Annotated in this window: 40 protein-coding genes and 1 tRNA gene; 5 read left to right on the plus strand and 36 right to left on the minus strand. The window is 59.9% G+C overall.

What is annotated here, in order from left to right; genetic code table 11:
• Positions 1-142 precede the first annotated feature (142 nt).
• From ACFRJ8_RS14775 to ACFRJ8_RS14950, 36 genes are all read right to left on the minus strand, one after another.
• Positions 143-2,056: a hypothetical protein gene (locus tag ACFRJ8_RS14775; RefSeq protein ID WP_377986904.1), complete on the minus strand. Its 1,914-nt coding sequence runs from the start codon at positions 2,054-2,056 to the stop codon at positions 143-145.
• Positions 2,057-2,059: 3 nt separating this feature from the next.
• Positions 2,060-3,391, minus strand: a complete 1,332-nt coding sequence (locus ACFRJ8_RS14780) for a phage portal protein (protein WP_377986905.1) — start codon at positions 3,389-3,391, stop codon at positions 2,060-2,062.
• A 15-nt stretch (positions 3,392-3,406) separates the two neighbouring features.
• Positions 3,407-5,005 carry a hypothetical protein gene (locus tag ACFRJ8_RS14785; protein ID WP_377986906.1) on the minus strand — a complete coding sequence of 533 codons (1,599 nt, stop codon included), beginning with the start codon at positions 5,003-5,005 and terminating at the stop codon, positions 3,407-3,409.
• Complete coding sequence (locus ACFRJ8_RS14790) at positions 5,005-5,427, minus strand: hypothetical protein (protein WP_377986907.1); 423 nt, start codon at positions 5,425-5,427, stop codon at positions 5,005-5,007. The genes ACFRJ8_RS14785 and ACFRJ8_RS14790 overlap by 1 nt, the downstream gene beginning before the upstream one ends.
• A 102-nt stretch (positions 5,428-5,529) precedes the next feature.
• The gene (locus ACFRJ8_RS14795; protein WP_377986908.1) at positions 5,530-6,417 is read right to left on the minus strand and encodes an HNH endonuclease; all 888 of its coding nucleotides are present in this window, start codon (positions 6,415-6,417) and stop codon (positions 5,530-5,532) included.
• 640 nt (positions 6,418-7,057) lie between these two features.
• Entirely contained in the window at positions 7,058-7,294 is a 237-nt protein-coding gene (locus ACFRJ8_RS14800; protein WP_377986909.1) for a hypothetical protein, read from the minus strand.
• Positions 7,295-7,351: 57 nt separating this feature from the next.
• On the minus strand, positions 7,352-8,662 hold the full coding sequence (locus ACFRJ8_RS14805) for a hypothetical protein (protein WP_377986910.1): 1,311 nt from the start codon (positions 8,660-8,662) through the stop codon (positions 7,352-7,354).
• Positions 8,663-8,757: 95 nt separating this feature from the next.
• Positions 8,758-8,833: transfer RNA gene (locus ACFRJ8_RS14810), tRNA-OTHER, on the minus strand.
• 151 nt (positions 8,834-8,984) lie between these two features.
• Positions 8,985-9,248, minus strand: coding sequence for a hypothetical protein (locus ACFRJ8_RS14815; RefSeq protein ID WP_377986911.1), 264 nt, complete (start codon positions 9,246-9,248; stop codon positions 8,985-8,987).
• Positions 9,249-9,288: 40 nt separating this feature from the next.
• Entirely contained in the window at positions 9,289-9,480 is a 192-nt protein-coding gene (locus tag ACFRJ8_RS14820) for a hypothetical protein (protein WP_377986912.1), read from the minus strand.
• Between the two features lie 9 nt (positions 9,481-9,489).
• Entirely contained in the window at positions 9,490-9,978 is a 489-nt protein-coding gene (locus ACFRJ8_RS14825; protein WP_377986913.1) for an HNH endonuclease, read from the minus strand.
• A gap of 204 nt (positions 9,979-10,182) precedes the next feature.
• Positions 10,183-10,866, minus strand: a complete 684-nt coding sequence (locus tag ACFRJ8_RS14830; protein ID WP_377986914.1) for a hypothetical protein — start codon at positions 10,864-10,866, stop codon at positions 10,183-10,185.
• A gap of 92 nt (positions 10,867-10,958) precedes the next feature.
• Entirely contained in the window at positions 10,959-11,621 is a 663-nt protein-coding gene (locus ACFRJ8_RS14835; protein WP_377986915.1) for a DNA-methyltransferase, read from the minus strand.
• A gap of 273 nt (positions 11,622-11,894) precedes the next feature.
• On the minus strand, positions 11,895-12,317 hold the full coding sequence (locus ACFRJ8_RS14840) for a hypothetical protein (RefSeq protein ID WP_377986916.1): 423 nt from the start codon (positions 12,315-12,317) through the stop codon (positions 11,895-11,897).
• The gene (locus tag ACFRJ8_RS14845) at positions 12,314-12,451 is read right to left on the minus strand and encodes a hypothetical protein (RefSeq protein ID WP_377986917.1); all 138 of its coding nucleotides are present in this window, start codon (positions 12,449-12,451) and stop codon (positions 12,314-12,316) included. The genes ACFRJ8_RS14840 and ACFRJ8_RS14845 overlap by 4 nt, the downstream gene beginning before the upstream one ends.
• Positions 12,448-12,615, minus strand: coding sequence for a hypothetical protein (locus ACFRJ8_RS14850; protein ID WP_377986918.1), 168 nt, complete (start codon positions 12,613-12,615; stop codon positions 12,448-12,450). The genes ACFRJ8_RS14845 and ACFRJ8_RS14850 overlap by 4 nt, the downstream gene beginning before the upstream one ends.
• A gap of 96 nt (positions 12,616-12,711) precedes the next feature.
• On the minus strand, positions 12,712-13,062 hold the full coding sequence (locus ACFRJ8_RS14855) for a hypothetical protein (protein WP_377986919.1): 351 nt from the start codon (positions 13,060-13,062) through the stop codon (positions 12,712-12,714).
• Positions 13,059-13,745 (minus strand): hypothetical protein, encoded by a 687-nt coding sequence (locus ACFRJ8_RS14860; RefSeq protein WP_377986920.1) that lies wholly within the window; start codon positions 13,743-13,745, stop codon positions 13,059-13,061. Before ACFRJ8_RS14860 ends, ACFRJ8_RS14855 begins: the two co-directional genes overlap by 4 nt.
• Positions 13,746-13,857: 112 nt before the next feature.
• The gene (locus ACFRJ8_RS14865) at positions 13,858-14,238 is read right to left on the minus strand and encodes a hypothetical protein (protein ID WP_377986921.1); all 381 of its coding nucleotides are present in this window, start codon (positions 14,236-14,238) and stop codon (positions 13,858-13,860) included.
• A 2-nt stretch (positions 14,239-14,240) separates the two neighbouring features.
• Positions 14,241-15,131 (minus strand): hypothetical protein, encoded by an 891-nt coding sequence (locus ACFRJ8_RS14870; RefSeq protein ID WP_377986922.1) that lies wholly within the window; start codon positions 15,129-15,131, stop codon positions 14,241-14,243.
• Positions 15,132-15,458, minus strand: a complete 327-nt coding sequence (locus tag ACFRJ8_RS14875) for a hypothetical protein (RefSeq protein ID WP_377986923.1) — start codon at positions 15,456-15,458, stop codon at positions 15,132-15,134.
• Positions 15,455-15,751 (minus strand): hypothetical protein, encoded by a 297-nt coding sequence (locus ACFRJ8_RS14880; protein ID WP_377986924.1) that lies wholly within the window; start codon positions 15,749-15,751, stop codon positions 15,455-15,457. The genes ACFRJ8_RS14875 and ACFRJ8_RS14880 overlap by 4 nt, the downstream gene beginning before the upstream one ends.
• Positions 15,748-16,059, minus strand: a complete 312-nt coding sequence (locus tag ACFRJ8_RS14885; RefSeq protein ID WP_377986925.1) for a hypothetical protein — start codon at positions 16,057-16,059, stop codon at positions 15,748-15,750. Before ACFRJ8_RS14885 ends, ACFRJ8_RS14880 begins: the two co-directional genes overlap by 4 nt.
• The gene (locus tag ACFRJ8_RS14890) at positions 16,056-16,382 is read right to left on the minus strand and encodes a hypothetical protein (protein WP_377986926.1); all 327 of its coding nucleotides are present in this window, start codon (positions 16,380-16,382) and stop codon (positions 16,056-16,058) included. Before ACFRJ8_RS14890 ends, ACFRJ8_RS14885 begins: the two co-directional genes overlap by 4 nt.
• Positions 16,383-16,648: 266 nt before the next feature.
• Positions 16,649-17,113 carry a single-stranded DNA-binding protein gene (locus tag ACFRJ8_RS14895; protein ID WP_377986927.1) on the minus strand — a complete coding sequence of 155 codons (465 nt, stop codon included), beginning with the start codon at positions 17,111-17,113 and terminating at the stop codon, positions 16,649-16,651.
• 2 nt (positions 17,114-17,115) lie between these two features.
• The gene (locus tag ACFRJ8_RS14900) at positions 17,116-17,304 is read right to left on the minus strand and encodes a hypothetical protein (RefSeq protein ID WP_377986928.1); all 189 of its coding nucleotides are present in this window, start codon (positions 17,302-17,304) and stop codon (positions 17,116-17,118) included.
• A gap of 2 nt (positions 17,305-17,306) precedes the next feature.
• On the minus strand, positions 17,307-17,576 hold the full coding sequence (locus ACFRJ8_RS14905) for a glutaredoxin domain-containing protein (protein ID WP_377986929.1): 270 nt from the start codon (positions 17,574-17,576) through the stop codon (positions 17,307-17,309).
• A 160-nt stretch (positions 17,577-17,736) separates the two neighbouring features.
• Positions 17,737-18,282, minus strand: a complete 546-nt coding sequence (locus ACFRJ8_RS14910; protein ID WP_377986930.1) for a hypothetical protein — start codon at positions 18,280-18,282, stop codon at positions 17,737-17,739.
• A gap of 2 nt (positions 18,283-18,284) precedes the next feature.
• Positions 18,285-19,115 carry a PD-(D/E)XK nuclease-like domain-containing protein gene (locus ACFRJ8_RS14915; protein ID WP_377986931.1) on the minus strand — a complete coding sequence of 277 codons (831 nt, stop codon included), beginning with the start codon at positions 19,113-19,115 and terminating at the stop codon, positions 18,285-18,287.
• Positions 19,116-19,269: 154 nt separating this feature from the next.
• Positions 19,270-19,437: a hypothetical protein gene (locus tag ACFRJ8_RS14920; RefSeq protein ID WP_377986932.1), complete on the minus strand. Its 168-nt coding sequence runs from the start codon at positions 19,435-19,437 to the stop codon at positions 19,270-19,272.
• Positions 19,434-19,562 carry a hypothetical protein gene (locus ACFRJ8_RS14925; protein WP_377986933.1) on the minus strand — a complete coding sequence of 43 codons (129 nt, stop codon included), beginning with the start codon at positions 19,560-19,562 and terminating at the stop codon, positions 19,434-19,436. The genes ACFRJ8_RS14920 and ACFRJ8_RS14925 overlap by 4 nt, the downstream gene beginning before the upstream one ends.
• Positions 19,559-19,780, minus strand: coding sequence for a hypothetical protein (locus ACFRJ8_RS14930; protein WP_377986934.1), 222 nt, complete (start codon positions 19,778-19,780; stop codon positions 19,559-19,561). The genes ACFRJ8_RS14925 and ACFRJ8_RS14930 overlap by 4 nt, the downstream gene beginning before the upstream one ends.
• A 273-nt stretch (positions 19,781-20,053) precedes the next feature.
• Complete coding sequence (locus ACFRJ8_RS14935; RefSeq protein WP_377986935.1) at positions 20,054-20,419, minus strand: hypothetical protein; 366 nt, start codon at positions 20,417-20,419, stop codon at positions 20,054-20,056.
• Positions 20,419-20,766 (minus strand): hypothetical protein, encoded by a 348-nt coding sequence (locus ACFRJ8_RS14940; RefSeq protein WP_377986936.1) that lies wholly within the window; start codon positions 20,764-20,766, stop codon positions 20,419-20,421. Before ACFRJ8_RS14940 ends, ACFRJ8_RS14935 begins: the two co-directional genes overlap by 1 nt.
• Positions 20,767-20,878: 112 nt before the next feature.
• Entirely contained in the window at positions 20,879-21,115 is a 237-nt protein-coding gene (locus ACFRJ8_RS14945; protein WP_377986937.1) for a helix-turn-helix domain-containing protein, read from the minus strand.
• Positions 21,115-21,447, minus strand: coding sequence for a helix-turn-helix domain-containing protein (locus tag ACFRJ8_RS14950; protein ID WP_377986938.1), 333 nt, complete (start codon positions 21,445-21,447; stop codon positions 21,115-21,117). Before ACFRJ8_RS14950 ends, ACFRJ8_RS14945 begins: the two co-directional genes overlap by 1 nt.
• A 335-nt stretch (positions 21,448-21,782) precedes the next feature.
• On the opposite strand from ACFRJ8_RS14950, the gene ACFRJ8_RS14955 reads away from it, so the two are divergent.
• The 5 genes from ACFRJ8_RS14955 to ACFRJ8_RS14975 all read left to right on the plus strand — a co-directional run bounded on the left by ACFRJ8_RS14955 (position 21,783) and on the right by ACFRJ8_RS14975 (position 24,119).
• A complete protein-coding gene (locus ACFRJ8_RS14955; protein WP_377986939.1) occupies positions 21,783-22,451 on the plus strand; it encodes a helix-turn-helix transcriptional regulator in 669 nt (222 codons plus the stop codon).
• Positions 22,452-22,672: 221 nt separating this feature from the next.
• Entirely contained in the window at positions 22,673-23,068 is a 396-nt protein-coding gene (locus ACFRJ8_RS14960; protein WP_377986940.1) for an ImmA/IrrE family metallo-endopeptidase, read from the plus strand.
• 10 nt (positions 23,069-23,078) lie between these two features.
• Positions 23,079-23,312 (plus strand): hypothetical protein, encoded by a 234-nt coding sequence (locus tag ACFRJ8_RS14965; RefSeq protein WP_377986941.1) that lies wholly within the window; start codon positions 23,079-23,081, stop codon positions 23,310-23,312.
• Positions 23,313-23,433: 121 nt separating this feature from the next.
• A complete protein-coding gene (locus ACFRJ8_RS14970) occupies positions 23,434-23,793 on the plus strand; it encodes a hypothetical protein (RefSeq protein WP_377986942.1) in 360 nt (119 codons plus the stop codon).
• Positions 23,794-23,882: 89 nt separating this feature from the next.
• Positions 23,883-24,119: a hypothetical protein gene (locus ACFRJ8_RS14975; protein WP_377986943.1), complete on the plus strand. Its 237-nt coding sequence runs from the start codon at positions 23,883-23,885 to the stop codon at positions 24,117-24,119.
• Positions 24,120-25,461: the final 1,342 nt, after the last annotated feature.

The following is a 25,461-nucleotide window of genomic DNA, read 5'->3' on the forward strand; positions in this document are numbered from 1 at the left end:
ACTGATGCGAAGGAAGTCCGGGAAGTACATCGCCGAGACGTTAGTTAGCTCCGGATTTGGGCGCCTGCCGATTCGGGCAGTGCTTGATTAGTGTCCGTACCCGCTAGCCAGGCCCCCACCTTCGGGTGGGGGCCTTCGGGGCTTACTTAGCCCTCAGGTTCTTCACGAGCCTCGCATGGATGCGCTTGGATAGTTCAGTCGCGCTTGCTCCATTTATCTCGACATCCACGAATGCTTCCGCAATAAGCTCGGCGTTGTCGCTTGCGCCATACGTCGATACCTGCTTGCGCCATTCGGGCGAGTTCACCTTGACCTTAAGCTCGGACCGGAGCCCGGCCTTAATCTTGGTCAGGTCATCCCTTGTGGCGTGGTTCGTCATGTTGTCGATTACGTGCCCGAACTCGTGAGTCATCGTATAAGTAAGCCCTTGGTCCGCGTCGTGGGAATGATGATGCCCACTGCGAACCGCAAACCCCGTGGCGCGCGCCCTGGCGGCGTCATTGAGTGCATTTGCGTTATTGATCCGCACAACCCCGCCAAGTGTGTTGCCGGCGACATTTCCGCGCAGTTCTCCGAAGTAGACCCCAGAGAACTCCGCTTCGGGGTACTTTTCTGCCAACTTTGCCGCAGTCAGCGCCACTTCCTTAGCTGCGCTTATACTCACTTTGCCATCATCGAAGCCGCCCACGCTGAATCCGCGCCCACTCGCGGAACTGTAGGAAGCAAGCGCTTCCCCAACTTCCTGGGTCGTCTTTGCGGACGTGATGGCATTCAACCCCGCGTCCAGTGGAGTCTGGATCGTTTTAGGTGCGGTGGTGATGACCGCGCGCGGCGCGCGGGACTCAACCGTGCGGGCAAGTTCTTTCCGGTATGCCATCTCCACTCTCGCGGCAACCTCCGGCGTAACTTTCGCGCCCTTGCGGTTCGTGAACGGGTTGCGGCCAGCTTGCACCGCGTCCCAGTTCGCTTGCGCATCGAATGATCGACGCTCGGCAGCTGTCATCGTCGCCCGGCTCAGTGGATCCCGGACGCCCGTCTCACGAGCACGCAGGACGGCCTCACGAGCGCCAACACGAGTACCGCCGTGCCCCAGTTGCCCGAAGCCCTCGGCCTGCCCCCTAATGACGCCCAGTGGGTTTTGACCGCCCGGCAGGATGTAGCCGTAGCGCTCAAGTTCCCGAAGCGTCTCAGCGCGACCAAGGCCCTTGCCGTAGATGGCTTCGGGCGTCAGGCGTGGCCCGCGAGTGTTGCCGAAGTTACCTCGCCGCGTAGCACCCTCGGTCGTGACCAGACCGCCCGGCTTCATGCCACGGCGAGAGTTCACCACCTGGAACAAGTCGCCGCCATCGCGGATAGCCTGAGCGCCAGCCTTCGTGTAAGCCTTGTCCTGATCCGCCTGTGACAGCGAATGGAAGTACTCGTAGGGGTCGTGCATCAAGCCCTCAGTCTGCGCAGCCTCGACACTCGTCTGCACATGGACGCAATCGCACTTAGGGTGCCGATCGAACCCGTTGTTCCACCTGTAGAACTTGCCCGCCAGCACCGAGCAGCGAGAGCAAGACGGCGGGTTCAGCATCCGCACGAATCCGGTATTCTTGCGGGTCGCAACGTCAACCCCAGCAGCGCCACGCCCGGCATCAGCAACCTGCGTCCGCGTCAGCGTGGTCAGATGCCTCCCGCCGGCCTCAAGCGCCATCCGCGGATCCATACCGCCCGCAATCAGCGCCTTCGTGTGTGGTACCGGCGAGTAGAGCAGCCCCGCGAGGGTTCGGCCATCAGAAGCCGCGCCAGCGAACGCCCGAGGATCCACAAAATGCTCTGGCGCCTCATACAATCCCTGTGCCGCCAACGTCGCTGCGCCATACGATGCACCGGCAGTCGCAGCCTTCAACTGGACTGCCGACAACACCGAAGCCATAGCCGGAATCTGCCGCGCCCACGAGCCCGTAAGATCCGCAACGCCAACCTCAGACCACAGATCCGCCGCCGCCATAACCACCAGGCCCTGCAAAGACTGCATCTGCTTGTAGTGGGCAACTGCGGCGTCAGGGATCATTAGTTACTCCCCGTTGATAGACCGTGCCAGGTTTGCAATATCAGGGTTGGATTTCGCCCGCGCGTCCATCTCAACCATGTTGTCCCGCTGCTGCTGCGTGTAACCCAGATCAATGCGAGCCTGCTCCACAGGAACAATGCCCGTCTGAACCTTCTTCACAGTCGCATCAGCAACCTGCGCAACAGTCGGCGTGGACGGATCGCGCCAGACCGTTTCAAGAGTCTTCGCATCCTCATCCCACACACCGTTCTTGAAGCGCAACACAAGGCGCTGCACATCTTCCCAAGACCCGCCGAAGTACGTGTGCTTCCGCTCCACACGCTTCACAAGCTGAGTCTCAGACGAACGGATAGCATCAGCCGACGCCGGATTATCCCCAACGAACGACAGATAGTGCGGCGGTAGGGCGAGCATCTGAGACGCGAGCTGCGCCAACAGCTTGATCGAGTTATGGAACACGGACAAGTCCGCCTCCTGGAACTGACCAAACTTCGCCTGATCATTCTCAGAACCCCACAACGTGCCCGTATCACGCGACCATGCGCTAATCGCGTTGCCGTCCTTGTCCACAAAGTCATCAGCCTTCAAGCCAACAGCCCAGCGGCGCGGCATCGCATGATACTCAGCTGACACCATCATGTCCGTAGCCATCTTGTTAGCCGCATCAGCCACCGGAATGACATCCTGGAACTCAGACAAGCCATCAGGCCGCAGGATCCGTGGGCGATTCACCAACGGAACAACAGGGACGCGCCCAAGCTCGTGGTCGTCAGCTTTGCCGGTTGACTTCCACTCCTTGCTGAACGCGAATGACTCCGTCGAATCCGGCAGGTACAGCGTCGCCCGCTGCACGGCGTCCTCGCCCTCGCCCTCCTGCCAACGCTTCACAGCCGCAGTAACGCGCCGAGTGCGCGGATCCCGCTCAGCAAACACCTGAAACGGGCTCTCAACAGTCACAACAGGGTCAGAATCGTCCTCGTCGCCACTGCCAACAATCACATAGGACCGGCCCAGCACCAGCGCGTCAAGGTGAGCTTGCTGCGCCTGCTCATCAAGCCCGTTCGCCTGCCAAATCCGCCACAGTTCCTCATCGCTAGACGACTCGCCCCGGTAGCGGAACCCCTCAATGTCAAGGCGGTTCTCATACGCTTCGGCGCCAAACCGGAGCCAGTTAAGCACAAGCTGACTTACCCTGTCGCCAATCTCCGCCTGCATCACCGGAGCCATGTACTTCAACGGCTGCGCGCCCTCAAAATACTTATCAACCCGGTCAAGACCAGGAATCAGGCCCGCTAGCTTCGTATCCAACCGAACAAGGGCATCAGAAACAGCCATCAGGCCCTCCATCGACTAAGAAACAACAACACGGCGGCGCTTCGGGACAGCAGTCCAGCCAGCAGAGATAGCATCAGCGCGCGCCTCGTAAGCCAACGCAGCGCCAATGACCGAGTCAATCTTTCGCTCGGATTTCGGGTGTTCCTTGCGCACCAGGCGATAAACGCCCTTGTTACGCACGTAAGAGTTAGAAAAGTGCTCAACCATGACCTTGTCCCCGTCGTGGAACAGCGAACCGTTCATAAGGTCAGTGCGGATCCGGTCAAGAGCTGCGTGCATCGCGTTATCCCGGCCCGTCGTCCAAGGAAAGACCCGCTCGCCGAACTCCTCAGCAAGCGCATCAATATCAGAACGCCACTCGTGAGGGTCCATATAGGCGCGGGTCACGTTGTACTTGCCGAACGTCTCCCGGATCCTCGCCAGCACATCGGCCCGCGGAACCTCCCACCAGTTGCCGGCGGGACCTTCAGGCTTAGCCCAAATCTCAATCGGGAACACGAACCCGTCAGACATTCGGGACGCGATAAGGACCGTGCTGTCATCGTTGAGGCTCCCATCGAACCCCAACGCAATATCAGTACCGGGCGCAACAGCCTCAGGCGCGATCTGGCGCTTCACAATGTCATCAGCGATCCAAGCATCCTTAGACGACATGGGCCGGTTCAGGAAGTAGCGTGCAGCGGTTTCCTCATCAGGGCAGATGCGAATATCGCGCATATCCCGATACTTGCGGTCCATGTCGATCCACTCAGACGCCGCTCCGTAAACCTCGCGGAGCTGCTTCATCGTCCGCGGCTTGTCTCCGAGGTCGATCTTGCCCGTAGCTTCCTTGTGATTCACAAAGACCGCTTCAGGCAATTCGCCCTTCCGCCACATCGTCAGCGTCGTCTCAAAGACCGACATCTCACCAGGGCGGTAAGCCGTGGAAGTCTGATGCATCCAAGCATCCGCATCCTTACGCTTGCCCATATTGCGGGCAGTCGTCGCATACATCGAACGCAACTCAGGGAGGACGTAAAGGTGTGTCTCGTCCGCCACAATATGCGTTTCCAGCCCGCCATCCTTAGACGCGGCGCCAGACGTGCAGGCGCGGATCTCGCCGCCATCCGGCAGATAGATAGCCGATGCTGACTGATAGCGACGAACGCCACCAGCACCACCGTAAATCTCTGGGTGCATGTCCTGGCCCCACTCGCCGGCAATAAACGCCACATTCGAGAACGTGTTGCCAGCCTGCGACTCCTCAGTCGCAAGACACTTAATTAGCGGGGAACGCACAGGACGCGCCACCGGCTGACCATCAGCACCCCACCCATCAAAACGGGTAGGGGCAAACGCCTCAGCAACCACAATCAGCGCCGCAAGCTCAGACTTCGCACGCCCCTTAGGGCGAGACAAAACAGCCTCGTTAAACACGCGCCGCCCCGTCGCCGGGTCAATCTCATAGCACTTGATGATGTGCTCGCGCATCTCGTCATCAAGGTCAATCGGCAGGCCCTGAATATCGCCAACGCCGTGGCACTCATATTCATGGATCCAATCAAGGACCTCATAGCCGACAGAGCAGATATGCCCATCAAACATCGGACCAGCCCAGCGAGTATGCTTACCCATCAGGCCCCCGTCTTGGCAGCCCTCGCCCTATCCAAAGACGAAACCTTGCCCGAAGCAGCCTTCGGAGTCGCCGCATACGCGCCACGAGCCCCGCCCCGCTGCTGAGGCTTCTTACCCTCAACATCAGGCAGGCGCAACGCGGCAAGCAGCTGCTTCAACAAGTTCGCCGTCGTATTAGCAGACGCAAGCGCCGAATCAATCTTCAGCTCGTGATACTCCGAACGGTCATCCTTGATAAGGCGCATCCAAGTTTCCTCGTCGCCCCGCAACACCTCATCAAGCTTGTCAAGGCGATCCTTCGAGCGGCACGCCTCCAACAGTGTGACCTCCTGGACCGGATCAAGTTCATGCGCATCAGAGACAGCCCGCCAAAGGGAGCGACCGCCGCCAGAGAGGCCCGCGGGAGTGCGTGAAGTAGCCATTGCGAACCTTTCTCAAAAGGACATTTCAGGTGCCGCGAACTGCGAGGGTGCTCACCGGCGGTGGTTTGGAGGGGGTGGGGGAGAGTGTAGGTCCCCGGGTGGTTAGGCGGCGAGGGACAAGGTATGCCTCCATGCATTGCCCGTCGCTTCACCGAGCGTCAGGTGCTTGAAGCGGGGGTCGTGATAGGGCAGTGAGTACCTGAGCGGCGGCTTGCCTAGCCTGGCGCGTTCGGTCGCCCACTCGGCTAGCGTCAGGTCGCACTTGTCCGCGTTGCATGAGTGGCAACATGGGACTATGTTGCCTAGGTCATTGCGTCCGCCGCGACTGATCGGAGTGACGTGGTCCGGGTCTGGTTGCTCTGTCATTACCTTGTCGCAGTAGCTGCACTGCTTGCCTGCTGCGATCCAGATGCGGATAACCTCAACCCATCGGAAGTTGCCGGGTGCGTTGTGCTCGCGGGCTTTACGCGCCCGCCTGCCTACTCGTCGGCTGCATCTGTTCGAGCAGTAGCTACTTGGGTTGTGGTTGTTAGCTTCCACAAAGCGGGTGCCGCAGTCGTCACATGAGTTGGAGATGAACGCTGGAATCTCCCGCTTGGGTTCCTTGACCTTAGGTGGTGCCCATGCGCTTGCCTTGCCGTACCATCTGGCCCAGTGGTCTTCGGGTAATGCGGTTCCGAAGGTGAGGGTGCGCTTGCATTCGTCGGAGCAGACGGATGCGCGAGCCTTGCTGTTGCTACTGAACTTGAGTGCCGGCTTGTCGCATATAAAGCATGGCGTCATCGTCGGTGAGTGACGGTTTGCCGCGTACTGCTGGTTGTAGTGGGATGAGCATAGGTCGCGGGCGCGAACGTTCTTTGTGCATCCGTCTTCAGCGCAAGGCCTGGCCGCATCCCGGTTTGCGGTGCGACTGCATGTGCTGGTGCAGTATTTGGCTTTACCGCTGCGTTCGGACGGGATGGGTTGCTGACAGAGGGCGCATGTGCGCATGTGTATTCTCCTGAGGAATGGCGAAGGCCCCAACACTCAGGATGTTGGGGCCTTCTGACCGCGGTAATTAGTCGCGGGTTCTTTTGTGTTCAGTTATTGGTGGGACTTTCGTCCGCCTGCCGCTCTGTTGCAGCGGTGGGAGTGTTCGGCTCCGCGATAGATTGTGCGGTCGGTGTCGTCGTGGCCGAGGTCAAATGGTTCGGTGGGTAGGATGATCTCTCGGCAGCGCCAGCAGACCAGCGTGCCGTCTTGGTGTTCCTTAATGAATGCCTTGCGAAGTGACCTGTGCGCGTTGCCGTACCCTCGTTGTTCGCGGGTGCCCCTTGCGTTGTCTGCTTCGCGTCGGTGCTGTAGGCATAGCCGGGCGTCCACGATGGCGGGGCATCCGGGCTTGGCGCATATCTTCTTAGCCCTCGGCATCTACTCTCCACGTAAGTTTGTGTGGCTGCCTGCTTCTCAGCGGTAGCCGTGCGCTGTGACCCTGCGCGGGAGATAAGCCACTTCCTCTCGGTTGCGTTCTCTTATCTGTTTGCCTGCTGACACCAGGCGTTTGCCCCGGCGGCGTAAGGTAGCGATTCTTCTGCCCGGCGCAAATCTAAACGCGACTGATAATCAGCCGCGTGCATGCGATAGTGGAATATCAGTCGTCTTCGGTTCCGTTGACCAGCATCTCTAGCCCTCTATGGATCAGGCCTAGTCGGTGATGGTATGGAGCGTCGGCCCCGATGTTGAGGTAGAGCGTCTGGCTCGGGTCGCTTGCTATTGCTGCTGCGACCGTTGCATTCCAGTCGGTGAGCAGTAGCACCTCGTCATCGCATTCATCCGCGATGTGCTTTGCGATGGCCTCGTGGATTGTTCTAAGCGTCGCGTCACTCATTGGCGCTCCTAACGCAAGATAGGCAGAACAGGAACCAGAGGAACAGCAGCAGGTATGTCATGCGGCTAGTTCCATGCCGCCGAGGAGTGCGACGCCGTTGCGGATGCGGTAGACGGACGGCCATGATTCGGTGTCGTTGTAGTAGGCGAGCCCGAATCCTTGCTGCCAGTTCTCGACTATGCGGGCTGGTGTTCCGTCTGCACCGATGGCCCCGTTAACGGAGGGTACGGCGCCGTCTACACGGCATAGGCATCCGGGGTTGGCTGAGTAGGATTCGACGGCTTCACCACGGGCACCCATAACTGAGCGGTAAGTAATTTCTACCCGGTGTGTGTGGCCTGCCCATGTGTTGAGGTGGGGCAGTTCGAACACGTACTGGCTGGTAGTGGATCCGCGGCTGTTCGCTTTGGTCCCGTGAGTGTTCCTGGTGGTGTCGTTGTCCCAGTCTGTCGCGGCAGGGTAGGCGTCAACGTACTGGACGTTGAGTTCATCAAGCCGGAGCAGGTAGGGCAGGCTCATGACAGGCCACGAGTCAGGCAAGCCGGCACGCTTGAGGCCGAACGCAGCGACAGCGTTCGCCTCGATGAAGTTCTGCATCCGCTTGTCGTGGTTGCCTTCAATGACAACGATCTCAGCGTCAGGGCAAGCGGCCCTGAGTTTGGCTAGGAACAGGTGTCCGGCGTTGAGCGCTTCCTGTGTGGTCTGCGCAAACGCGGCTTCCTGAGCGAACCTGCCTTGCGAGGCTAGGTCCAGGAAGTCACCAAGAATCTGGATCTTGTCAGGCTGTAGTTGCGTGGCGGCTTGGATGAACACGCCCATAGCCGCTTCATCATGGAACGGGTCAAGGCTGCCGTCAGCGAGGCGACGGAAGCCGATCTGCGTATCCGCACCCTTGAGTGCAAGCTTCTTATCACGGACAGGCTTAGCGGGCCGGTCGCCGATAGTGACGTTCACCGGCTCGGCGGGCTGAATAACAGGCCATGCCGGGTATTCAGAGTTAGACCCCGAACCAGCAATAGGGCGAACGTTATTTAGCTTATTCCAGAATCCGCCCGCGGGGTTTGAAGTCCAGCCGTGGGAGAACGTGACAGCGTCGGGATCCTGTCCAGTTGAGCGGATGAACTCGCGGTAGTCGTCGTAACCCCAGGGCCGTTCGCTGTAGCGAACGTATGATGCGGTGCCGTCAGCGTTGTGCGTCTCAGATTCGCCGGCAGTTGATGCGGGCGCTTCAACGACCTTGCATGAGCAATCGCCGCGCCTGTGATCCCCGATGGCTGACTTGGACATCCCGAGGAACTTAGCGGCCTGACGTGATGTCATGGCTTCCGTGTTGACGGTCAACGCCGCACCATACTTGCATAGTGACATTCGGGATCCTTGCTCAAGGGGTTGGAATAGACGGTTACTGGCTCTGCCCGCTGTGGGCGCTCGTGGCGCGTGCTCTTCGGGGGCTGTCACCGTCAGTGGGATGGCAGGAATCGAACCTGCATCATGGCGTCTCTATTGGTCACCACTGCTCTACCTTTGAGCTACAACCCGTCCGTGCATTTATTGAGCCGCGCACGGTCGCGGACATGAATTGGCGTACTGGCAGCCCATCGGATGAGCGGCCGGTAGGGCTTGCGCGGCACGGAAAGGGGGAGCCCACATCGCGGCTTACACGCTTCACCAGCACGCCAAACTTAGGGGGTCAGCTGATTCGGACTCCAAAGTTCTGCCCGACGAGGCGCGCTGGATCTAGGACGGCGGTGGCGGGGGCGGTGAATTTAATCCGGGTGCTTCCCGCGTAGGCGGCGAGAATGGCCTGATAGTCGCTCTTAGTCGCGGCCCAGAGTGCAGCTTGTGCGTCTAGCTTCGCCGCTTGTCCGCGCAGGTCTTCGGCGTCTGTTTTGGCCCGTTCGATCTGGCTTGTCAGCGTATCGATTCGTGAGTGCATTTCTTCAATTGCTTTCATCTTGCTTCTCCTTGCGTTGGCCTTGCTCTGGTGTTGCGGTTTAGGGGGTGAGACTCCGGGATGCACCGCGGAGGATCGTAATCGCGTGCATGGCGGCTTGACGGGCCGCGGCTGTGCTCATCGTGTCGATGGTGCCGTCCAGGAAGGTGGCAGCCTGGGCGAGAGTCGCACTGTCGTTGAGTTCGGCGACAGCGACCGGGTGCCGTGGCCTGCGAGATGGATCGTAAGCCACGGCGTTCTCCTATGCTGCTTGTCGGTCTAAGTCGTTGTGTGTGAAGAGTTCGTTTCGCTTGGCAATTACGGCCGCTTCAGCTTCCGCGAGGCTGTCGTAGCTCCCGGCGTAGTGCTGCTTGCCGGAGTGCCTTACTTCCGCAACCCACTTATTTTTCCCCGGGCGCCACCTGACGCCTCGTACACCGCTGCGACTAGCGGACGATGCGCCCTTGCGGTTCTCGTGATTCTGCTTGTGCGTGACAGGGCGCAGGTGGTCGGGATTGACGCACATCCGGTTGTGGCAGATGTGATCAATGGACATGCCTTCGGGGATGGGCCCTTTTGCTAGTTCATAGGAGAGCCGATGCGCCTGGTACTGCTTCTTCTTCGTGCCGCCCGGGGGGAGCATGTAGAGGAATCCGTACCCGCTGTTTCTTGGCTTACCTGTCCAGTTCCAGCACTCGTCGCTCTTGTTGACTCGCGCCCAGAAACGTTCTTCGACACTAAGATTTGTCATTTTCCAACCTCCAGAGGGTATGCGTAAGGCCCCGCACTCTGGATGCGGGGCCTTACTAGGCCGCGAGGATCAGTCGCGGAGTTCTAATGGCTAAAGGAGCTGCATATTTCTTGGGGCAGTCATTCCATCTAATCACTACGTTACGGCAATTTGGAGTAAAAAGATACCCAAAGGTACTTGATTGTACTTACCGTTACAGTACCGTTATGAAACCTTGCGGCGTTCCTTCATCCGCTTGGCAACTGCCCAAACCTCATTGACCCGGTATTCCTTGCGCCCTTCGCCATCAACCGGCTTGAGGTGCCCCAGCTTGACCCAGTTCTTGAACGAGGACATCCGCACATGAATCCCGTACTGAGCAAGGGCCTTGATGATCAGCGGCGGTGGGCCTACGGCGTTCCATGAGGCTCCGATAGCGTCACGCTGCCTAGCCTTCACATCCCATGTGGTCCCGCACACCTTGCACCGGATCTCGTCTTGATCCTTTAGGGGGGTCAGCGGGTTCGTGCATTCAACGTCGGAGATGATCGCGCCACAGTTGCCCACGCTCACCCGCTCGCCGGGGGGCTGGGTTGCTTGGATCGCCTTCTTCAGCAGCCCGCGCAACTCAGCTTCTACCCCGGGCGCCCACTCTTGCCGGCGGAGTGCGTCAATGTTCCTGAGCAGGTACGACGCGAGCCCCTGCGAACTCCTGTCACTGAGCGGCCCAATAACCTCAGCCAGCCTCAACCCAGTCCGCATCAGCCAAGTGTGCAGCGCATGCCGCGCATCAAACACGGCCTCGTTAATGAGCAGCGGCGCATGCAACGGCCCCGAACTGGACACCCGCTCGCCGTACCCAGCCACCCCAGGCATCCGACCAACACCCGCATCCAACACCTCAACCACACCATCAACCTCAGCCAGTGCGTAGGCTAGCGACTCGCCACACGTTGCGCACAGGTAGAAGCCGTCCGGGAGTTCGGACCCGCACTTGCAGATCATGATGCCATCCCGAAGTCGAGGACATCTTGAGCGCATCGCTTGGCAATTAGTTCGCAGTAGCGTTCTTCAAGTTCGACTCCGATTGCTTTGCGGCCCATTGCTTTTGCCGCGACAAGAGTTGATCCGGACCCGGCGAACGGATCCGCGATTGTGCCGGTGGTCCATTCGATCAGGTTCTCCAGTAGGCCGGTCGGCTTGGAGTGGGGGTGTTCGGTTCGGTAGCGTGATACCCCGCCGCCCGTAGTTAGGACTGAGGACCTGGACGGTGGGCGCTTCGGGTGCTTGCCGGTCAGGAAGATCAGTTCCGTGTCAGTGCGGTAGCCGGTTGTGGATCCTACCACGCCCGCATCTACCGGCTTCTGCCACACGAGCGTCTGCTTCACGCCCGCGGGGAACGGCGCCCTGAATGAGCCGAACACAAATGCGGGCCGAGTTGAGCCCCAGATCGCGAGGGCCGCATCCCTGACTGACGCGTCGTGGTCATTCTTGATTCCCGCGTGCGCGTTGGATCCGGCGGCGTTGTTCTGCCCCTTCTTCCATGCGATCCCATAAGGCGGATCCGTAACAAGCACGTCGGCTGTCCACCACGGCTCGGCATCATCGCCTACGCATGACCCGTGGTAGAGCGTTACGAAGTCATCTTGATAGTAGAGACTCATACCCCACCTTCCGTTCCAAGTAGTTCCTTCAAGCGCCCAATGTCGTAAACCCCGGCCCCGCTCATGAGTTCGAGCGCGCACCTGGCCTTCTGGAGCCGTTCCCGCGACTCCGACTCACGGGCGAGGAGGGCGTCGTAGTTTACTGTGCGATCACTCACTGTCCGCACCTCGCGCAAACCCCGTCCGTGTGGGATCCTTCCGCGATGCACTTACGCAACCGGCGGGTCAGGATCGCGTTCGCTAACAGGGTGCCGGCGTCCATGATTTCCGCGGTCACGGCTTCGGCTCCAATGCGGCGCGGATGTGGGAGGCGGCTTCAAGCTTTACATCGGCAGAGTCGGGCTTGCACGCCGTCTCATGAAATGAATCGATTGCCAGATCATCAGCGACTTTGCCTACCGCCTCCAGTTTCGCGGCCTGCTCCCGGACCAGCGCGAGGAGGTAGGGGACGTCAGCGCGCGCGTGGGCGATGAAGTTGGCGTTCCATGTCCTCAAGCCGCGATCAGGGTCTGCCGTGTTCGCGATCAGCAGCGCATCGTCCAAGTCGGAATTGCCTACCGGATCAGACATAACATCCATGCCCCAGAGCTTCCAAGGGCCAGCCGTCGCCTTGTCTGCCCTGCGCTGGATCTGGTCGAGCACGTCCCCGTCCCCGTCCCCGCCGGCCTGCGAGATCAGGTGTTTATAGTCGCTCACTTCGCGGCCTCCAGGTTCTCGGCGATCTTCGCCAAATGGTGCGTGATCCGTTTGATCGCCCGGACGTCCATGTAGTTCGGGCCATCGTCAGCCAAATTGTCAACCAACGTGATCAGCTCATCGATGATGGTCATGCGACGTACGCGAATTCGCTGAAGAACTCCGAGGCATCGACGGTCGCTACAAGCACGCCGCCGACCCGGATGCATACTTCGCCGTATGCCGGGAAGTGCTCGATGGTGACACGTTCGCCGCCGTCAATGTTTTCTCCGATGAAAGTTCGGGTTGGTTCGTTCATGGTGCTCATCTCCATTTCGTGCCCCACGCGCAAGGCGAGGCGATACCTAATTATACCTGATATGCTGGGTAACTTTAAGTGCCCAGCAGGGGAAAGTTAAGGGCGTTTGCCTGTCAGGATGGCTACTAGATCATCAACGGTCATAGTGACCCATTGTTGACCTGCCTTACCCTTGCCGTGACGCTTGTGGACGATGACGCCGGCGAGGGCTTCGTCATTCACCCGCTCCGTTTCGGCCTCCGTTGCCCAGGTTCCGAGGCTGATCTTCGATGTGTTCTTGCACTCGAGCACCAGCCGGCCCGCATCAGTCCCAACCCCACCGACGTCCCCGCGGTCCTTCGCGCCGTTCTTGACGCGCCGGTCAGCGAACGGGAAACCATTGGCCTTCAGGTAGTCCGCGATCAGACGCTCAAAGCTGCTGCCCTTCTGGCGGTGATAGGCGGTCATGCTGCGAGTTCCTTAATCGAGGCTTCGCTTTCGAGCCGGGTCATGATCTGCCCGCCGATGAAGCGGGTATACGCCGGCGGGATTGCCTCGGCGATGCTCTTGCGGTTGTCAGTCCACGTCATGCCCATCGCTTCCTGCCACTGCGCAACGGTGCCCTTGCCTCCACCGTCTCCATACACCGCGAAGTAGGGCCCGTCGAACCATTCGCCGTGACGCCAGCCGGCAACGCGTCCACGATGGGCCTTGTGCTCGAGCGGCAACGCGGCAAACCCGGACACCTCGAAGTAGCGGTGCCGGATTACCCCGAGGCCGAACATTTCGCCGCAGAGGGTGAGGTCGCGGCGTAGGTCGGATCCTTGGACGTTCTCGATGACGGTGGGTTTGTTGTGGAGTGCGAGGAGGGCGCGGGTTGCGGGGATGAGGTTTAGGTATTCCTTGCCCTTGTTCGTGCCTTTGGTGAGGGCTGATGATGCCTGGCAGGGTGGGGATGCGTGGATGGCGTCGTATTCGTGGCCATGGGCTGCGAGGTAGGCGAGTGCGTCACCCTGGATGAACGTTCCGGGGTAGTCGGGCTGGGGTGCGATGTCCACGCCGGTTACGTCGAACCCGGCATCCATGTAGCCGCGACCAGCACCGCCGGCACCGCAGAAGAGGTCCAAGAGCTTGGGGGTGTTGTTGCTCATTTGGTGAAACCTTCCATTCTCGTCTGTACTGGCCTAGTTTTTGTCGGGTGAGTACTTGGGCCGCTAAGTACCTTTGAGTACCGCAGTGGGCAGCAGGGAGCCGCTGAGGGCATCATGCGGCGCCCCTCTCAGGCAACCCGAGTTCCCGGCGGCGGTCAGCAGCGCCGATAGCTACGAGCCGATCCCATTCCTCCGGGTTCCGCGACCGCCACGACATGGGATGCACCCTGGACTGCTTCGGGTTAGCCTCGATGGCCCGTTGCCCTGCGTCACGGCTGCTCTTGATGTTGCCGGCCCGCTTAGCAATGGCTGCCGGCGTCACTGCGATGGCCTCATGCTGCCGAACGTGCTCAAGGACCGCCTGCTTAGCGACTGCCGCGTCAACCGTCCGCAGCGAGTAGTGCCAGAACTCCACCGCCGAATCGTTGAACTGCACCCGCGGATCACCCTCGTTGATCCACCGGAGCATCGAAATAACTTCCTGAACCTGCACGGCTAACCCTCAATCTCTAGGAATGGCTGATCGTTCTGCGCGTTGAACCTGGCGAGCATGTCCGCCTCTTTCGCCCGGGCCCTCGCGCTGTGGTCCATGCGCTGCGGTTGGGGGTTGTTGTGGGCTTGGGCTTTGATCTTCAAGGCCTCGAACTTTTCCCGCAGCTTGGGGATGGAGAGGATGTTCGATTTCCAGAACTCGTCCGTCGTGGCGAACCTGGCAACGTAGAGGATCTGCTCTGGCGTGTACCCGTCCTTGTCGATCAGCAACCTTGCCGCGGTCCGCCACGCCTGTCCCGGCTTGTGTTTTACGTCGTTGGCTTTGAGGAGCTCAGAGAAGGAGGAGATGACCTGTTCCACGTCGGGCCGGGACGGCTCCGATGAAGAAGCTTTAGCTTCTTCTCTTTCTCTCTTTCTTTCTCTCTCTCTAGCCATTGCGATTTCGTCAGAATCGCATTGCGGATCGCTATGCGATTCGTATGCGGTTCGCATGCGATTCGCATTAGGGTCCGCATTTTTGTTGCCCCATCGTGCGGCGGCGCCCTTCTTGCCGGCCTCCGCTGACCTTTTCACCCCGCCTGAGGTGCGGTTGTGCTCGGTGTAGTCATGGACGTAGACCTTCCCCGCGTCCGGTTGCGGGCAGTATTCGCAGCCGTGCCCTGGTGGGTGCCATAGTCCCCGCTCGACCAACAGGTCCGCGTCACCGTTCGTGCCGCCAACCTTGCGTTGCATCGGCTTCGCGGTGATAACCCCGTCCGTGAGGTGCTGCGCGCAGTACAGGACTGAGGCGAAGTGCATGAGGATCGCGATGGGTGATTCATCGAACACTTCCATGATTTTCGGGTTGTCCAGGTAGCCGACGTCGAATTGGGCGAACGCTCTTTTGTCAGCCATTCATGCCGCCAGTTCCCAGTTGTTGACAACGCGGTTGTAGAGGTCGTTGCGTCCGTGTTTTTGGAGGCGCCTTTGGAGTGAGGCGGGGTTGTTGGTGTATCCGGTGGCTTTGAGGATGGCGTGTTCTCCTTCGCCGGCGTTGAGGAGGAAGGTGATGTCTTCGATGAGGTCGGCTGCTTTGGTGTTGGCGTTGATGCCGTTCGCGCGTCTTAGGTTTGCGCGGTATTCGCGGTTGGCGGTTGTGCAGGGTTCGCATGGTGGTTCGCCGGCTTGGTGGTGGCGTCGGTATGCGGCGTATGTTCCGCAGGGTTTCAGTGGGGTGCTCATTGGTAGTCCGTTTCGTGGGCGTGGGGGAGGTGCTCGAAGCGGAGCATGGTGGTTGCTCGCTTGCTGGCTGTCACTGCGGTTGCGTCTTCTTCCACTCCGAGCGGCGTCCAGTAGGTGAGGCTTTCGTGATTGCTTGCCTCGATATAGTCGGCGCGTGCACTGTGAAATTCCGCGGCCAGCTCGGCATTCGTGAACCGCTTGTCCTGACTAACGAGCGCGTAGGGGGAGTAGAACCCGCCGACACGGTATGCGTCCGCCGCGGGGTGCTTCTCGAAGATTTGCAGGGGGATCATGCTGCTTTCTTCCCTGCGTCGTGGGCTGCGGCTTCTGCTGCTGCCCTGCGGAGTCCTGCGGGTCCGCCGTGGATGGGGCGGGGCATCTGTGCGACACGGAGGCAGTTGGCGGCCCAGTAGTCCATGGCCGCCTGTGACGGCTCGTATGTGGCTTTGTGTTTCAGCTTGTATTTGGCGGCTTCGATGCGGGCCAGTTCGCGGCGCTTCTCCAGGATGGCGTCTTCGATCTGCCGCTCAACCTCGCGGTACTCTTTCAGCTTCTGGTTCAGATCCTTGACGTTTGATACGCCGGGTAGGTAGTTGCTCATGCTGCCTTCCTTGCTCGGTAGTCGGCCATGTATTGTGCTGCTGCTTTGCGGCACGGTTCGCAGGCTGGTTGTTTGTAGAAGTAGTGGCGTGCGTATCCTGCGTTGGTGCCGCATTTGTCGGGGGTGAATTGGAAGACTTTGCGGCCCCGGGTTTTGCGTTGTTCGTAGTTGTTGCGCCAGTAGGAGTTGGCGGCGTCTTTGCAGTCCCGGCAGGTGTCCTCGTCCTTGCGGAGGTGTGCCCGGTATCCGGCGTACGTGCCGCAACCGCTGACAATGACCGGCTCATCCTCAACGAACGTTGATCCGCTGTACTTGTATGCCATTACTCGCCCCTCCAGCACTTGCGGAACTCGGGGTCCATGTGGTCACACGGGCTATGAGGACAGGTAGCCCATGTGGTGAGGGGGTGGTTCGTTGTGTGCCAGCGGACAAGGGCCCGCATGTTGTCGCTGACGCTGAGGTGGAACGGGCTCATTGGGTGCTCCTAAAGTTGTGTGGCGCCCCGCCCGAAGACGGGGCGCCTACTCAATTATGCTTCATGAACTAAGTATCTTTAAGTACCTTGGTGCTTAAGAAAAAACGTGGCGGATCAGAACGGCGGATCCGCGGGACCGTTGCCCCAGGTGGACGCTGCGGGCTGTGCGGCGAAGTTGTCTGTGGAGGTGGGCGTGTTGCTGAAGCCGCCGCCCTTCTGCTTGCGGGCGACCTTGGCGGTCGCGTACTTGAGGCTGGGGCCGATCTCGTCCACCTCGAATTCGATGACGGTTCGCTTTTCGCCTTCCTTGGTTTCGTAGCTCCTGGACTTGAGGCGTCCCTGAGCGATGACACCCATGCCCTTGGTGAGCGATTCGGCGACGTTCTCCGCAGCCTCACGCCAGACCGATGAGCGCAGGAACAGGGTTTCGCAGTCCTTCCATTCGTTGCTGTTCTTGTCGAACGTGCGTGGGGTGGATGCGATTGTGAAGTTTGCGACGGCAGAACCGCTGGGGGTGAACCGCAGCTCCGGATCGCTGGTCAGGTTGCCGATGACGGTGATGATGGTTTCGTTAGCCATGTTTACTTGCTCGCTTCGATGTCGTTGGTGGTGGTGTAGGCGAATCCGACGCGGGTCTGGTCGGCGGCAGGGTCGTAATCGGCGGTGACTGCGGTGAGACGTTCGCCCCAGGTGTTCGGCCCTTTGATTTCGCCGATGATGTGGGTGGTGTCGCCGGGGTAGGTTGCAAAGCGGGCTGATGTGTTGCTCATAGTTATGCTGCCTGTTCTGTGGTGTGGACGTACTTGTTGAGGTTGTTGATTTCGAAGCCGGACCACATGAGGTCAGTCTCGGCGTCACCCGTGGAGACGATGACGACGGGGGCCTGCTGGAATCCGAGAGCCTTCACAGCCTCCGCATCCTCGGGTGATTCCGTGATGTCGATCAGGGTGTACGGGATTGAGCGTTTATCAAGCCAACGCTTCGTCGCGTCACACTGAACACAGCGCGGCTTCGAATAGACGGTGATGGTGCGGGTTTTCATTCGTTCCTTCTATTGGATGGGTTCAAGCATTCTTGTCCAGTGGTATGACCCGTGCGAGCAGGGGTAGAACCTGACCCGAGCTTCCCCGCCCCTTGCCGCCCATATACGGGCGTGGAGTTGGCGGGCTTCGTCAAGGCTCGAGGACCGGACCTTGCCGCAGTTACACCTGCGCGGGCTCATCGGGGGCCACCATAGCAGCGATAGTGTCGAGTACGGCTTGGGGTTCGCCGGCGGATTTCGCGGCGGTCCACAGCGCGCGGAGTGTGGCCTTGTCACCGTTCGCCGCCTCAGCCTCAGCCAGGAAGTCGCGCTTCGCGACCTCGGCCAACGGCGCGACGGTGAAGTTCTTGCGCTTCCCACGGGTTGCGGTGAGTGCCACGGTCAGCGGCTTGGGGATGTGGCTGAGGTGACTGATTTCGATGCCGCCGACTTTGTCCCTGCCGAACGTGATTTCGGGGTTGCGGAACAGGGTGATGCGGTGCCCGGCGTACGTGCTCGCCTCTGCCCCCCACGCCGACACGAGCACCCGGCGCATGCTCTTGGACGGGCGGTAAGCGCGGCCCGGGAACTCAACCAGGTGCACATCCACAGGCTGCTCCGGGCTACCCTTAGCGACTTCCCGGATAGTCACGGTCACGGGGCCCGCCATGAGGTCGTCAGCGTTGAGCTGGTCAGACTTCGGGGCGATACTCTCGGTCAGATCCATGCTTAGAGCTCCATTTCGATGTCGTGGACGATGCCGAGGATGTCTTCGGATTTGTAGATGGCCCAGAGTGGGAGGCTGATGGGCTCAGCGGTGGGGTAGCCGGGCCAGGTGTTGCTTTCGGTGCATTCGCGGTAGATGCGCTTTGCCCGGTCGTTGAGAGCGCGACCGATAGTGACGGCTTCGTCATCGAGTTCGACCACTGACACAAGGTAGGGCGCCGTCTTCTCAACCAGCACGAAATGGAAGGGGAGTTCTTCGCCGGTCGCTTCTTTGACGCCGTCGATGTAGTGCGCGGCTGACTGGTGGTAGCCGAACTTAGCGGCGGTCTTCCCGAACTCGTTGGGGTCCGCGTCGATGGTCGTCTTGAGGTCAACAAGCAGTCCAGGTTTCCATGCGTCCGGGCGGCACTTCAACGCGAGCCCATCCTCATCCCAGAACACCGACTGTTCAGCCTTGTGCCCGCTGAACAACTTCCCAGCTACCGGGTGATCCATGACGGCGTCACGCATTGCGGATACCTGCGTCCACTCCTTGCTAAGGAGCGGCTGCTTGCCCTCAGCCAAAGCAGCGGCTTTGAGTTCCTTCGCAGCCTTGGTCAGCCAACTATCAGCCGTGACCACAACGATGTTGGAGATATCGTCTTCAAGGATCCAGGAGTGCGCCGCGGTGCCGAGGGTGAAGGCGTCCGAGCTTTTCGGGTGGGTCAGGTCGTGCTGGTAGTGGGCGGGTGTCTTCGTTGCCAGCGTCTTCAGGGACGTGCTGCCGAGTGCCGGGTCACGGTGGTAGGCGGCGTTCGTAATGCCGTCGTAAATGCCGGTGGTGGTAACGGTCATCCTAGGTCCTCCAGATCAATGGGCGTGGTCATGGCGTCGTCTTGCCTGCATAGGCAGTTGTGTCCGCATCCTCGGCGGGCGAGGTCCTGGATTCGGGCGAGGTGGTCGCGCTCACGGAACGCGGCCTGCTCGGTCGGGTCGTTCGGGTCCGGGGTCATAGCACGTGCCCAAGAACCATGCCGACGAGATCCGGCGCGTACTTGTTCATGTAGGTGAGGGCGAGTTTTTCGGCTTCCTCGTCCCGCTGGACGTCGTTGAGGACGTGTTGGTGTCGGAACGTTTTCGTTGCCGTGACGGTCGAGTTGCGCGGGTTCTGGTTCACTGGTTCTCCTCGGTGTATGCGTCGTGGTGGGATTTGTCGGTGCAGTTCTTGTCCGGCTCCGAGTAGTGGACGGTCAGCAGGCCGAACCTTTCGACGCGGGTGCGGCAGGTGGGCAAGTGGCTCATGATTCTTTCCAATCCGTGTAGGTGACTTCGCGGGAACGGACCTTGTTAGTCCCGTAATACTTGGCGTTGTTGCGGGCCGATTCCTCGGGGCAGTTCGGGTTGGCCTTGACCCAGAAGCCGTCATCGTTGAGGAACTGCCATTCTTCGACGGTGGAGATTCCGACTGACACGAGCCCGAATCCTGCGAGGTATTCCTTGACGCGTTCCATTTCGCTCATTGCTTGCTCCTGGTTGGTTGTGTGATGAGGCGGGCCGACTGGATGCCGAAGTAGACGGTTCCGAGGAGGAGGACCAGGGCGCTCATTTGCTGTTCCGCTGAACGGTTAAGATGGCGGATTCCCAGCGGATGTAGGCGTCGCATAGTCCCCAGCAGGATCCGTCATAGCTCGAATTGGTGAGGTCGTGTGCAGCGTTGTTGACGCATTTCCGATCACGCAGCGCCCACGGGAAATCCGGATCGCCACTGTTCTTGCGAATAACGAATCGAGGCTTCACGCGAGCACCTTCTCTCGGCTCATGGGTTCGGCTGCTGCGAGGAGTTCGGTGATGGTCGCGTTGATTTGCTGGTTGATGCGGTCGGTGAGTTCGCCGGTGTTGTCGATGGTGCCGGCGTTGTTGACGGTCAGGTCGGGGTGGGTGCCACACTCGAGGCTTTCCAACTCCTCAAAGTCGGTGATGAGCTGGTTCAGGTCGGCCCCGTTCACCCTTGCCCCGAGCGCCGCGTTCATCGCTGCTTGCGTGCGTCGGGCCCGTGCGATCCAGGAAGCTGACGTTTCAGCCCACCCGGTTTCGGCTACGTGCTGCTGTGCGTACTTACGGACCAACCAGCGGGCGTGCATATCGGATGCGGGGGTCATTAGGACTCCTTCGGGGTGTAGAGGACAGTTGCGGGGAGGTCATCAAGCTCGTCTGAACTGAGGCACCACTCGGAGTCGTCCGCGGTGAACCATTCCGATTCGTTGTGCCAGAACGCAGCCTTTACTGCTACCCGCGGATCGCATTCGTCTTCGACCCCAGAGGTTCGGATAACAGACCCGACCGGCAGTGCATCAAGTTCAGCCTCGGTAGTGATCGTGCGCGGCTTCGAGTAGCCCGCGGCGAGGACTGCGTCGGCAACGATGTTCGCGCCGGTTGCGGAGATCGTCTGTTCGTCGTGGTGCGAGGTCTCCCAGATGATCCGTCCGAGTTCGTGGCGGGCGCTCACTTGCGGAACCCCTTCGTCAGGTCAACGCGCTTACCGGACGGGACAAGTACCGACCGCAAAAGGTCGTCGCGGAAACGTTCGGCGGTCCAAGTCGTGCGGTGCTTACCAGTGCTCATTTGTTGTTCCTCTTGTTCGCTCGTGTGCCGATGCGTGGTGTCCGGCGTTCTGGTGCGGGGGTTTGCGCGTACTTCGCTTGGATGGCTGCTACATCTTCGGGACTGAAACGGATCTCGGTTCCGAACCTGTGACTCGGCCAGTTGTCGCGCTTCTTGAATCGGTAGGCGGTGCTCCGGCTGATGCGGAACATGACCGCGATCTCATCGATGGTGATGAATTGCTGTTCCATCACTAGGCCGCGAACTGTGTTGCGTGCTCCATGTCGGGGCGTTTGATGGCTTTCGGATTGACCCCTAGGTAGCGGGCGATTGCGTAGAGCATGTCGTTGTTCATGTGCTTGGCGCCGTTGCAGAGCTGCGAGATGTAGGTCCTGTGAACCCCACGCTTGCCGTTGAGGACAATGTTCTTCGCCATGTCGCTATGGGTGATCTTGCGGAGGACCAGGAAGCCTTCTTCGTTGATTTCTTCGCGGTGCATGAGTGCCTGAAGGGTCAGGCCAATGCGGACATCTTCCGGGTCATATGCGGTGTGAGTCTCCCGGGTACTCATCTGTACTTTGCTCATGGATCAACCATGCAGTATCGCTGAGTATCCTGTCAACCCTAAGTTGGGTATCTTCCAGTATCCATTCTCAAATTCCGCGCCAGTACTGGGTATCAGGGGTACTGTTCGAATACATATTCGAATGCCCTATGACCATGGGATACGCCGATTAATCGCGTACGGTACTCAGGGCGCCTGATTGCGGATACTCAGAATTGTTTGCAAGTCTGTGGCCAGCGCAGAACTAAGTACCTCAGCAAAACGGAATGAGCGCCGGCTGAGTGTTTCTAGGTAGCGGCACGCGGGAAAACGAGTACCGCGAAGTATTTACAGACCAACGCATGGGGAGAAAGATCATGAGCATGAACAGCCTCGGAGCAAACGAGATCCGTTCATACCGCGAGTCGCTGGGGATGAGCGTCCAGGAACTAGCCGATAAAACGGGAGTCACTATGAGCGCGGTAGTTGAGTGGGAGAATGGGACGAAGGATGTCCCGCAAGGGAAGGTCGCCAGTGTGCGGAAGGCCCTAGAGATGAGTGGTGAGTCTGTGCCGGAGTTCGGGCATGGGGCCCTGCTTCGGCAGCTGGGTCGGCTGGCTAAGCAGCGTCGTGAGGAGATCGGCCTGGGGAGGCCGACGTTCGCGAAGGAAGCCGGCATGGGGTCAGATAAAACGATCACACAATTCGAGTTCGGTCGGGTGCTTCCTTCTGGCACGAACCAGCGGCGCATGGAGAAGGCCCTCGGGTGGCGGCTCGGCGTGATCGAAGACATCATGAGGATGGTTGATCGCAAAGCCAGCGACATCACCATGGAGGAAGTTGACGCTGAGGATTCTTTGCACATTGCGGCGGCTGGTGGGATCAAGGGTGCGGCTCTACTCACGAACGCTGAACTAATCGCGGAACTGACCCGCCGCCTGTCTCAGGTTCCGTCGCCGATGGAGGCCCGTGTGCGTGACATGTTCGGGCTCGCTGCGTCAACGAACGTTGAGCACCTGGAAGAAGACGAGCACCCCGAGGACTAGCCGCAGGTTTGGCGCAGGATCGGCGCAAGCCAACCGTTAGTGCACTAACCGTCAGTAGGCTGTGTGATTAAACCGACCGCGCCAAGGATCCATTAGAGGCGGCTCCGGTGCTAAAAATGTCACCGCTGTCATTTACGCTTCTCGTATGCCGGTTATGCAGTGGCCGACACAACGTTCTATTGCTGGGGGTTTTTGGTTTGACGGTGGTATACAAAACGCGGATGCCTGATGGTGTCGCGGCCCGTACTGATGGTGTTGACATCTGGGTTGACGACAGGCTTAACGAGGTGCAGGAGCGCTGCGCCATCGTCCACGAGGAAGTCCATATCGAGCTCGGCCATTCGACTATCCAGGTTGAGGCGGTTGAGATGATGGTCCGGTATGAGACTGCCCGCCGCCTCCTTCCCGACAGCAACCTGCGTGAGGACGGCCCGCGGTGTCAGGGTAAGTCGCTCGCCCAGGTTGCGCGTGGTCTTGGTGTGACGCGGCAGGTTCTGATGGATCGTGCGGCGACACTAACGGATGCGCAGGCTGAGGCTGTTGGTTGCTTGACGTGCCGGCTGTGCCCCATCGTTGAGGCAAGGTACCCGGCACGGCAGCTCGTCGGCGCGTTGTAGGATGGCCCGCATGGACATTGTCACGGATGATGAGTACGCGCTTATCTGCAAGAATCTCCCGGCTTGCTCGGTGGAGTTTTTTGACAGGATGAGGTTTCTTGGGTTGAAGCTTGGCGACGTGGACAAGATGCCTCACCTGTTTGCATGGGGCCGCGCTGTGGAAGCGGCCCAAGGTGAGGGCTTAGGCCGTTATGTCCGCGCCCATGACCTCCGCGCAACTTGGCTCCACCACGCTTACGCCTGATGCTCGTCGGCGCGTGACCCCCAGCGCAGGAGGCCCCTAGTTTTGGGGGCCTCTTTTGCTTGGGTGGATAGATACTTAAAAACACTGTGCGCGGGGAGTGTTTCAGGGTAGGATAGGGGGTATGAGTAACTTACTAACTGAGACCCTGTCCGCCATCCAAGATTCCGGCCATGAGGTCGCAGACATCGTCTTTGTCGGCTCGAGAGATGCAGAATATCGCTGCGCTTGGGATGAGTTCACGCAATTGGCGAATGTCGAATATGACAGCGCCTACGGGTCTTCGGAGGTCGCAACTGACCTAATCGTTATGTTCAGCGACGGGCGGCGGATGTGGCGGTGTGAATATGACGGGTCCGAATGGTGGGCGTTCGACCCCATCGCAGAAATCGACTACACAAGGCCGGGCAAGGCGATCAGCAAGCTCACTGGGGGCGCCGGGGGCACGTTGGCCGAACTCAATGAGGATGGGGCTGCCAAGTGATCCCGGATGAGGCGGTTGAGGCGTGGGAATCACGCGCGCACCCTGACTCGATCATTGGACGACTCCGCGACGATAGGAAAACTATGAGGGTGCCGGAAGCTGCGGTCGAGGCGGCGGCGGGCACCTTGCACGAGAGTTGGTACGACTATGCCTCTCCTGGACAGTGGCAGGAAATCATGCGCGCCGCCCTCGAAGCCGCAGCCCCGCACATGCTGCGTGACGCGAAGGCTGAGGCGTGGGATGAATGTGAGGCCGCAAAATATGAGATCCGACTGAACCAATCCGGTAATGCTTGGGAGCCTGTCAAGGACAACCCTTACCGCTAACCCTGTGGCCCGAAACGGCAGGTAAGTACGTGAGCAAGTGCGCTGGCCGTGTTGGGCGCAATGTCGCTAACTGGCTCACGTCGCCAAAAGGAAGGCCCCCACCTGATGGTGGGGGCCTTTTGCGTGCCCGTTGACGGCTGTTGACGGCGTCATCAAATTTGCGTGTCGTTGACACTCGTAGACACTCGTGCGGACTGGAATGTAGGCGTTTTCCCCTACCTGACGCCATCGGGATACGGGTTCGAGTCCCACCTCGGGCACGTGTTTTACCTGTTCAGGGGCTTGTGGGCCGCTGAATGTGTACAAATCTCCTTTGATGGTCCCCTGCGGGGGACCATTTTTGTTGCTGGCGGCTGGTCTGGCGGCTCCTTTTCTTGGCTTGGACAGCGGTGTTGCTCTGTACTCCTTCATGGCGGGGAGCGCCTGGAACTGCATGACTTGCTGCAACTTGGGATCAAATCGTCATGGTCATCCCTGCAGGCTGCCGGAAATCCTGGGAAAGTCTCGTCATGACCTCGATGATGTTCTCGGGCATCGGGTAGGGGCCGGGCGAACCTATCGGGTTTGGTGACGACAAGGGGAGTCGCCGGCTCGGACAGCCGCCAGGGCTTTCGCTTGGTCCTGGCCGTTTTTCCTGTGGGTCAGTCATTGTCGCAATAGATCGGGCCCTCGGGGGATACCCAGCCGATAAGCGCATTGCGTTGCGCTGTAGGGTCCTTTCGTTAGTGGAGGAGACCCGGGCGTAGCCCAGTGATCTGCGCGGACAGGGTTCCACTGTCGCGATTGTCCACCCTGAGCGGGACAGTTTTTCGGGCGGGGTGTACGCGAATCAAGGTCTCCAATATTTGTTTCGGATCTCTCACAGCGCCAGTGCGGGCGGATGGCGTCGCGGCGGGGGACCGGCTAACGGGCGCGGGGGGCAACGATGAGCGTCTTGGAGAAGTGACGGAGTCAAGCCGGGAGCGCGTGTTTTGGCCGGCGACTTCGGTTGTTCTGGGACACTTCAAGCATGACCAAGCGCCAGTTCCCATTCAGCCCAAGAACCAGCGGAGAGCTGGAGCAGGGGGATGTCATCGCAGTTCCTTGTGAGGGAGTGCGTTGGGCCTGCCTGCCAGTTGTTGAACTGACTGCCAGTCACGGAGCAAGGACTAACTCGAATTGAGCTTTTCACTGAGGGGGTCTGCAAGTCGTCGCGAATAGCTCTGGTGTGCCGACCGCCTTCGCATTGAACCACCGAGAGCTTGCGGGGGGTACTCGGCACCGCGTCTGGGGATGGAAGACGGCAATCCGCGAGCCGATAGCAGCGGCAGATGCCACCTGATCACGTGCCCCGGTGAGGGAC

Source organism: Arthrobacter sp. NPDC056886 (assembly GCF_042788715.1).
Lineage (GTDB): Bacteria > Actinomycetota > Actinomycetes > Actinomycetales > Micrococcaceae > Arthrobacter.

Coding starts and splice junctions, on each gene's coding strand:
- ACFRJ8_RS14775 (WP_377986904.1), bottom strand. CDS start 2,056: ATGATCCCTGACGCCGCAGTTGCCCACTACAAGCAGATGCAGTCTTTG.
- ACFRJ8_RS14780 (WP_377986905.1), bottom strand. CDS start 3,391: ATGGCTGTTTCTGATGCCCTTGTTCGGTTGGATACGAAGCTAGCGGGC.
- ACFRJ8_RS14785 (WP_377986906.1), bottom strand. CDS start 5,005: ATGGGTAAGCATACTCGCTGGGCTGGTCCGATGTTTGATGGGCATATC.
- ACFRJ8_RS14790 (WP_377986907.1), bottom strand. CDS start 5,427: ATGGCTACTTCACGCACTCCCGCGGGCCTCTCTGGCGGCGGTCGCTCC.
- ACFRJ8_RS14795 (WP_377986908.1), bottom strand. CDS start 6,417: ATGCGCACATGCGCCCTCTGTCAGCAACCCATCCCGTCCGAACGCAGC.
- ACFRJ8_RS14800 (WP_377986909.1), bottom strand. CDS start 7,294: ATGAGTGACGCGACGCTTAGAACAATCCACGAGGCCATCGCAAAGCAC.
- ACFRJ8_RS14805 (WP_377986910.1), bottom strand. CDS start 8,662: ATGTCACTATGCAAGTATGGTGCGGCGTTGACCGTCAACACGGAAGCC.
- ACFRJ8_RS14815 (WP_377986911.1), bottom strand. CDS start 9,248: ATGAAAGCAATTGAAGAAATGCACTCACGAATCGATACGCTGACAAGC.
- ACFRJ8_RS14825 (WP_377986913.1), bottom strand. CDS start 9,978: ATGACAAATCTTAGTGTCGAAGAACGTTTCTGGGCGCGAGTCAACAAG.
- ACFRJ8_RS14835 (WP_377986915.1), bottom strand. CDS start 11,621: ATGAGTCTCTACTATCAAGATGACTTCGTAACGCTCTACCACGGGTCA.
- ACFRJ8_RS14845 (WP_377986917.1), bottom strand. CDS start 12,451: ATGACCATCATCGATGAGCTGATCACGTTGGTTGACAATTTGGCTGAC.
- ACFRJ8_RS14850 (WP_377986918.1), bottom strand. CDS start 12,615: ATGAACGAACCAACCCGAACTTTCATCGGAGAAAACATTGACGGCGGC.
- ACFRJ8_RS14855 (WP_377986919.1), bottom strand. CDS start 13,062: ATGACCGCCTATCACCGCCAGAAGGGCAGCAGCTTTGAGCGTCTGATC.
- ACFRJ8_RS14860 (WP_377986920.1), bottom strand. CDS start 13,745: ATGAGCAACAACACCCCCAAGCTCTTGGACCTCTTCTGCGGTGCCGGC.
- ACFRJ8_RS14870 (WP_377986922.1), bottom strand. CDS start 15,131: ATGGCTGACAAAAGAGCGTTCGCCCAATTCGACGTCGGCTACCTGGAC.
- ACFRJ8_RS14875 (WP_377986923.1), bottom strand. CDS start 15,458: ATGAGCACCCCACTGAAACCCTGCGGAACATACGCCGCATACCGACGC.
- ACFRJ8_RS14880 (WP_377986924.1), bottom strand. CDS start 15,751: ATGATCCCCCTGCAAATCTTCGAGAAGCACCCCGCGGCGGACGCATAC.
- ACFRJ8_RS14885 (WP_377986925.1), bottom strand. CDS start 16,059: ATGAGCAACTACCTACCCGGCGTATCAAACGTCAAGGATCTGAACCAG.
- ACFRJ8_RS14890 (WP_377986926.1), bottom strand. CDS start 16,382: ATGGCATACAAGTACAGCGGATCAACGTTCGTTGAGGATGAGCCGGTC.
- ACFRJ8_RS14895 (WP_377986927.1), bottom strand. CDS start 17,113: ATGGCTAACGAAACCATCATCACCGTCATCGGCAACCTGACCAGCGAT.
- ACFRJ8_RS14900 (WP_377986928.1), bottom strand. CDS start 17,304: ATGAGCAACACATCAGCCCGCTTTGCAACCTACCCCGGCGACACCACC.
- ACFRJ8_RS14905 (WP_377986929.1), bottom strand. CDS start 17,576: ATGAAAACCCGCACCATCACCGTCTATTCGAAGCCGCGCTGTGTTCAG.
- ACFRJ8_RS14910 (WP_377986930.1), bottom strand. CDS start 18,282: ATGGATCTGACCGAGAGTATCGCCCCGAAGTCTGACCAGCTCAACGCT.
- ACFRJ8_RS14915 (WP_377986931.1), bottom strand. CDS start 19,115: ATGACCGTTACCACCACCGGCATTTACGACGGCATTACGAACGCCGCC.
- ACFRJ8_RS14925 (WP_377986933.1), bottom strand. CDS start 19,562: ATGAGCCACTTGCCCACCTGCCGCACCCGCGTCGAAAGGTTCGGCCTG.
- ACFRJ8_RS14930 (WP_377986934.1), bottom strand. CDS start 19,780: ATGAGCGAAATGGAACGCGTCAAGGAATACCTCGCAGGATTCGGGCTC.
- ACFRJ8_RS14935 (WP_377986935.1), bottom strand. CDS start 20,419: ATGACCCCCGCATCCGATATGCACGCCCGCTGGTTGGTCCGTAAGTAC.
- ACFRJ8_RS14950 (WP_377986938.1), bottom strand. CDS start 21,447: ATGAGCAAAGTACAGATGAGTACCCGGGAGACTCACACCGCATATGAC.
- ACFRJ8_RS14955 (WP_377986939.1), top strand. CDS start 21,783: ATGAGCATGAACAGCCTCGGAGCAAACGAGATCCGTTCATACCGCGAG.
- ACFRJ8_RS14960 (WP_377986940.1), top strand. CDS start 22,673: ATGCCTGATGGTGTCGCGGCCCGTACTGATGGTGTTGACATCTGGGTT.
- ACFRJ8_RS14965 (WP_377986941.1), top strand. CDS start 23,079: ATGGACATTGTCACGGATGATGAGTACGCGCTTATCTGCAAGAATCTC.
- ACFRJ8_RS14970 (WP_377986942.1), top strand. CDS start 23,434: ATGAGTAACTTACTAACTGAGACCCTGTCCGCCATCCAAGATTCCGGC.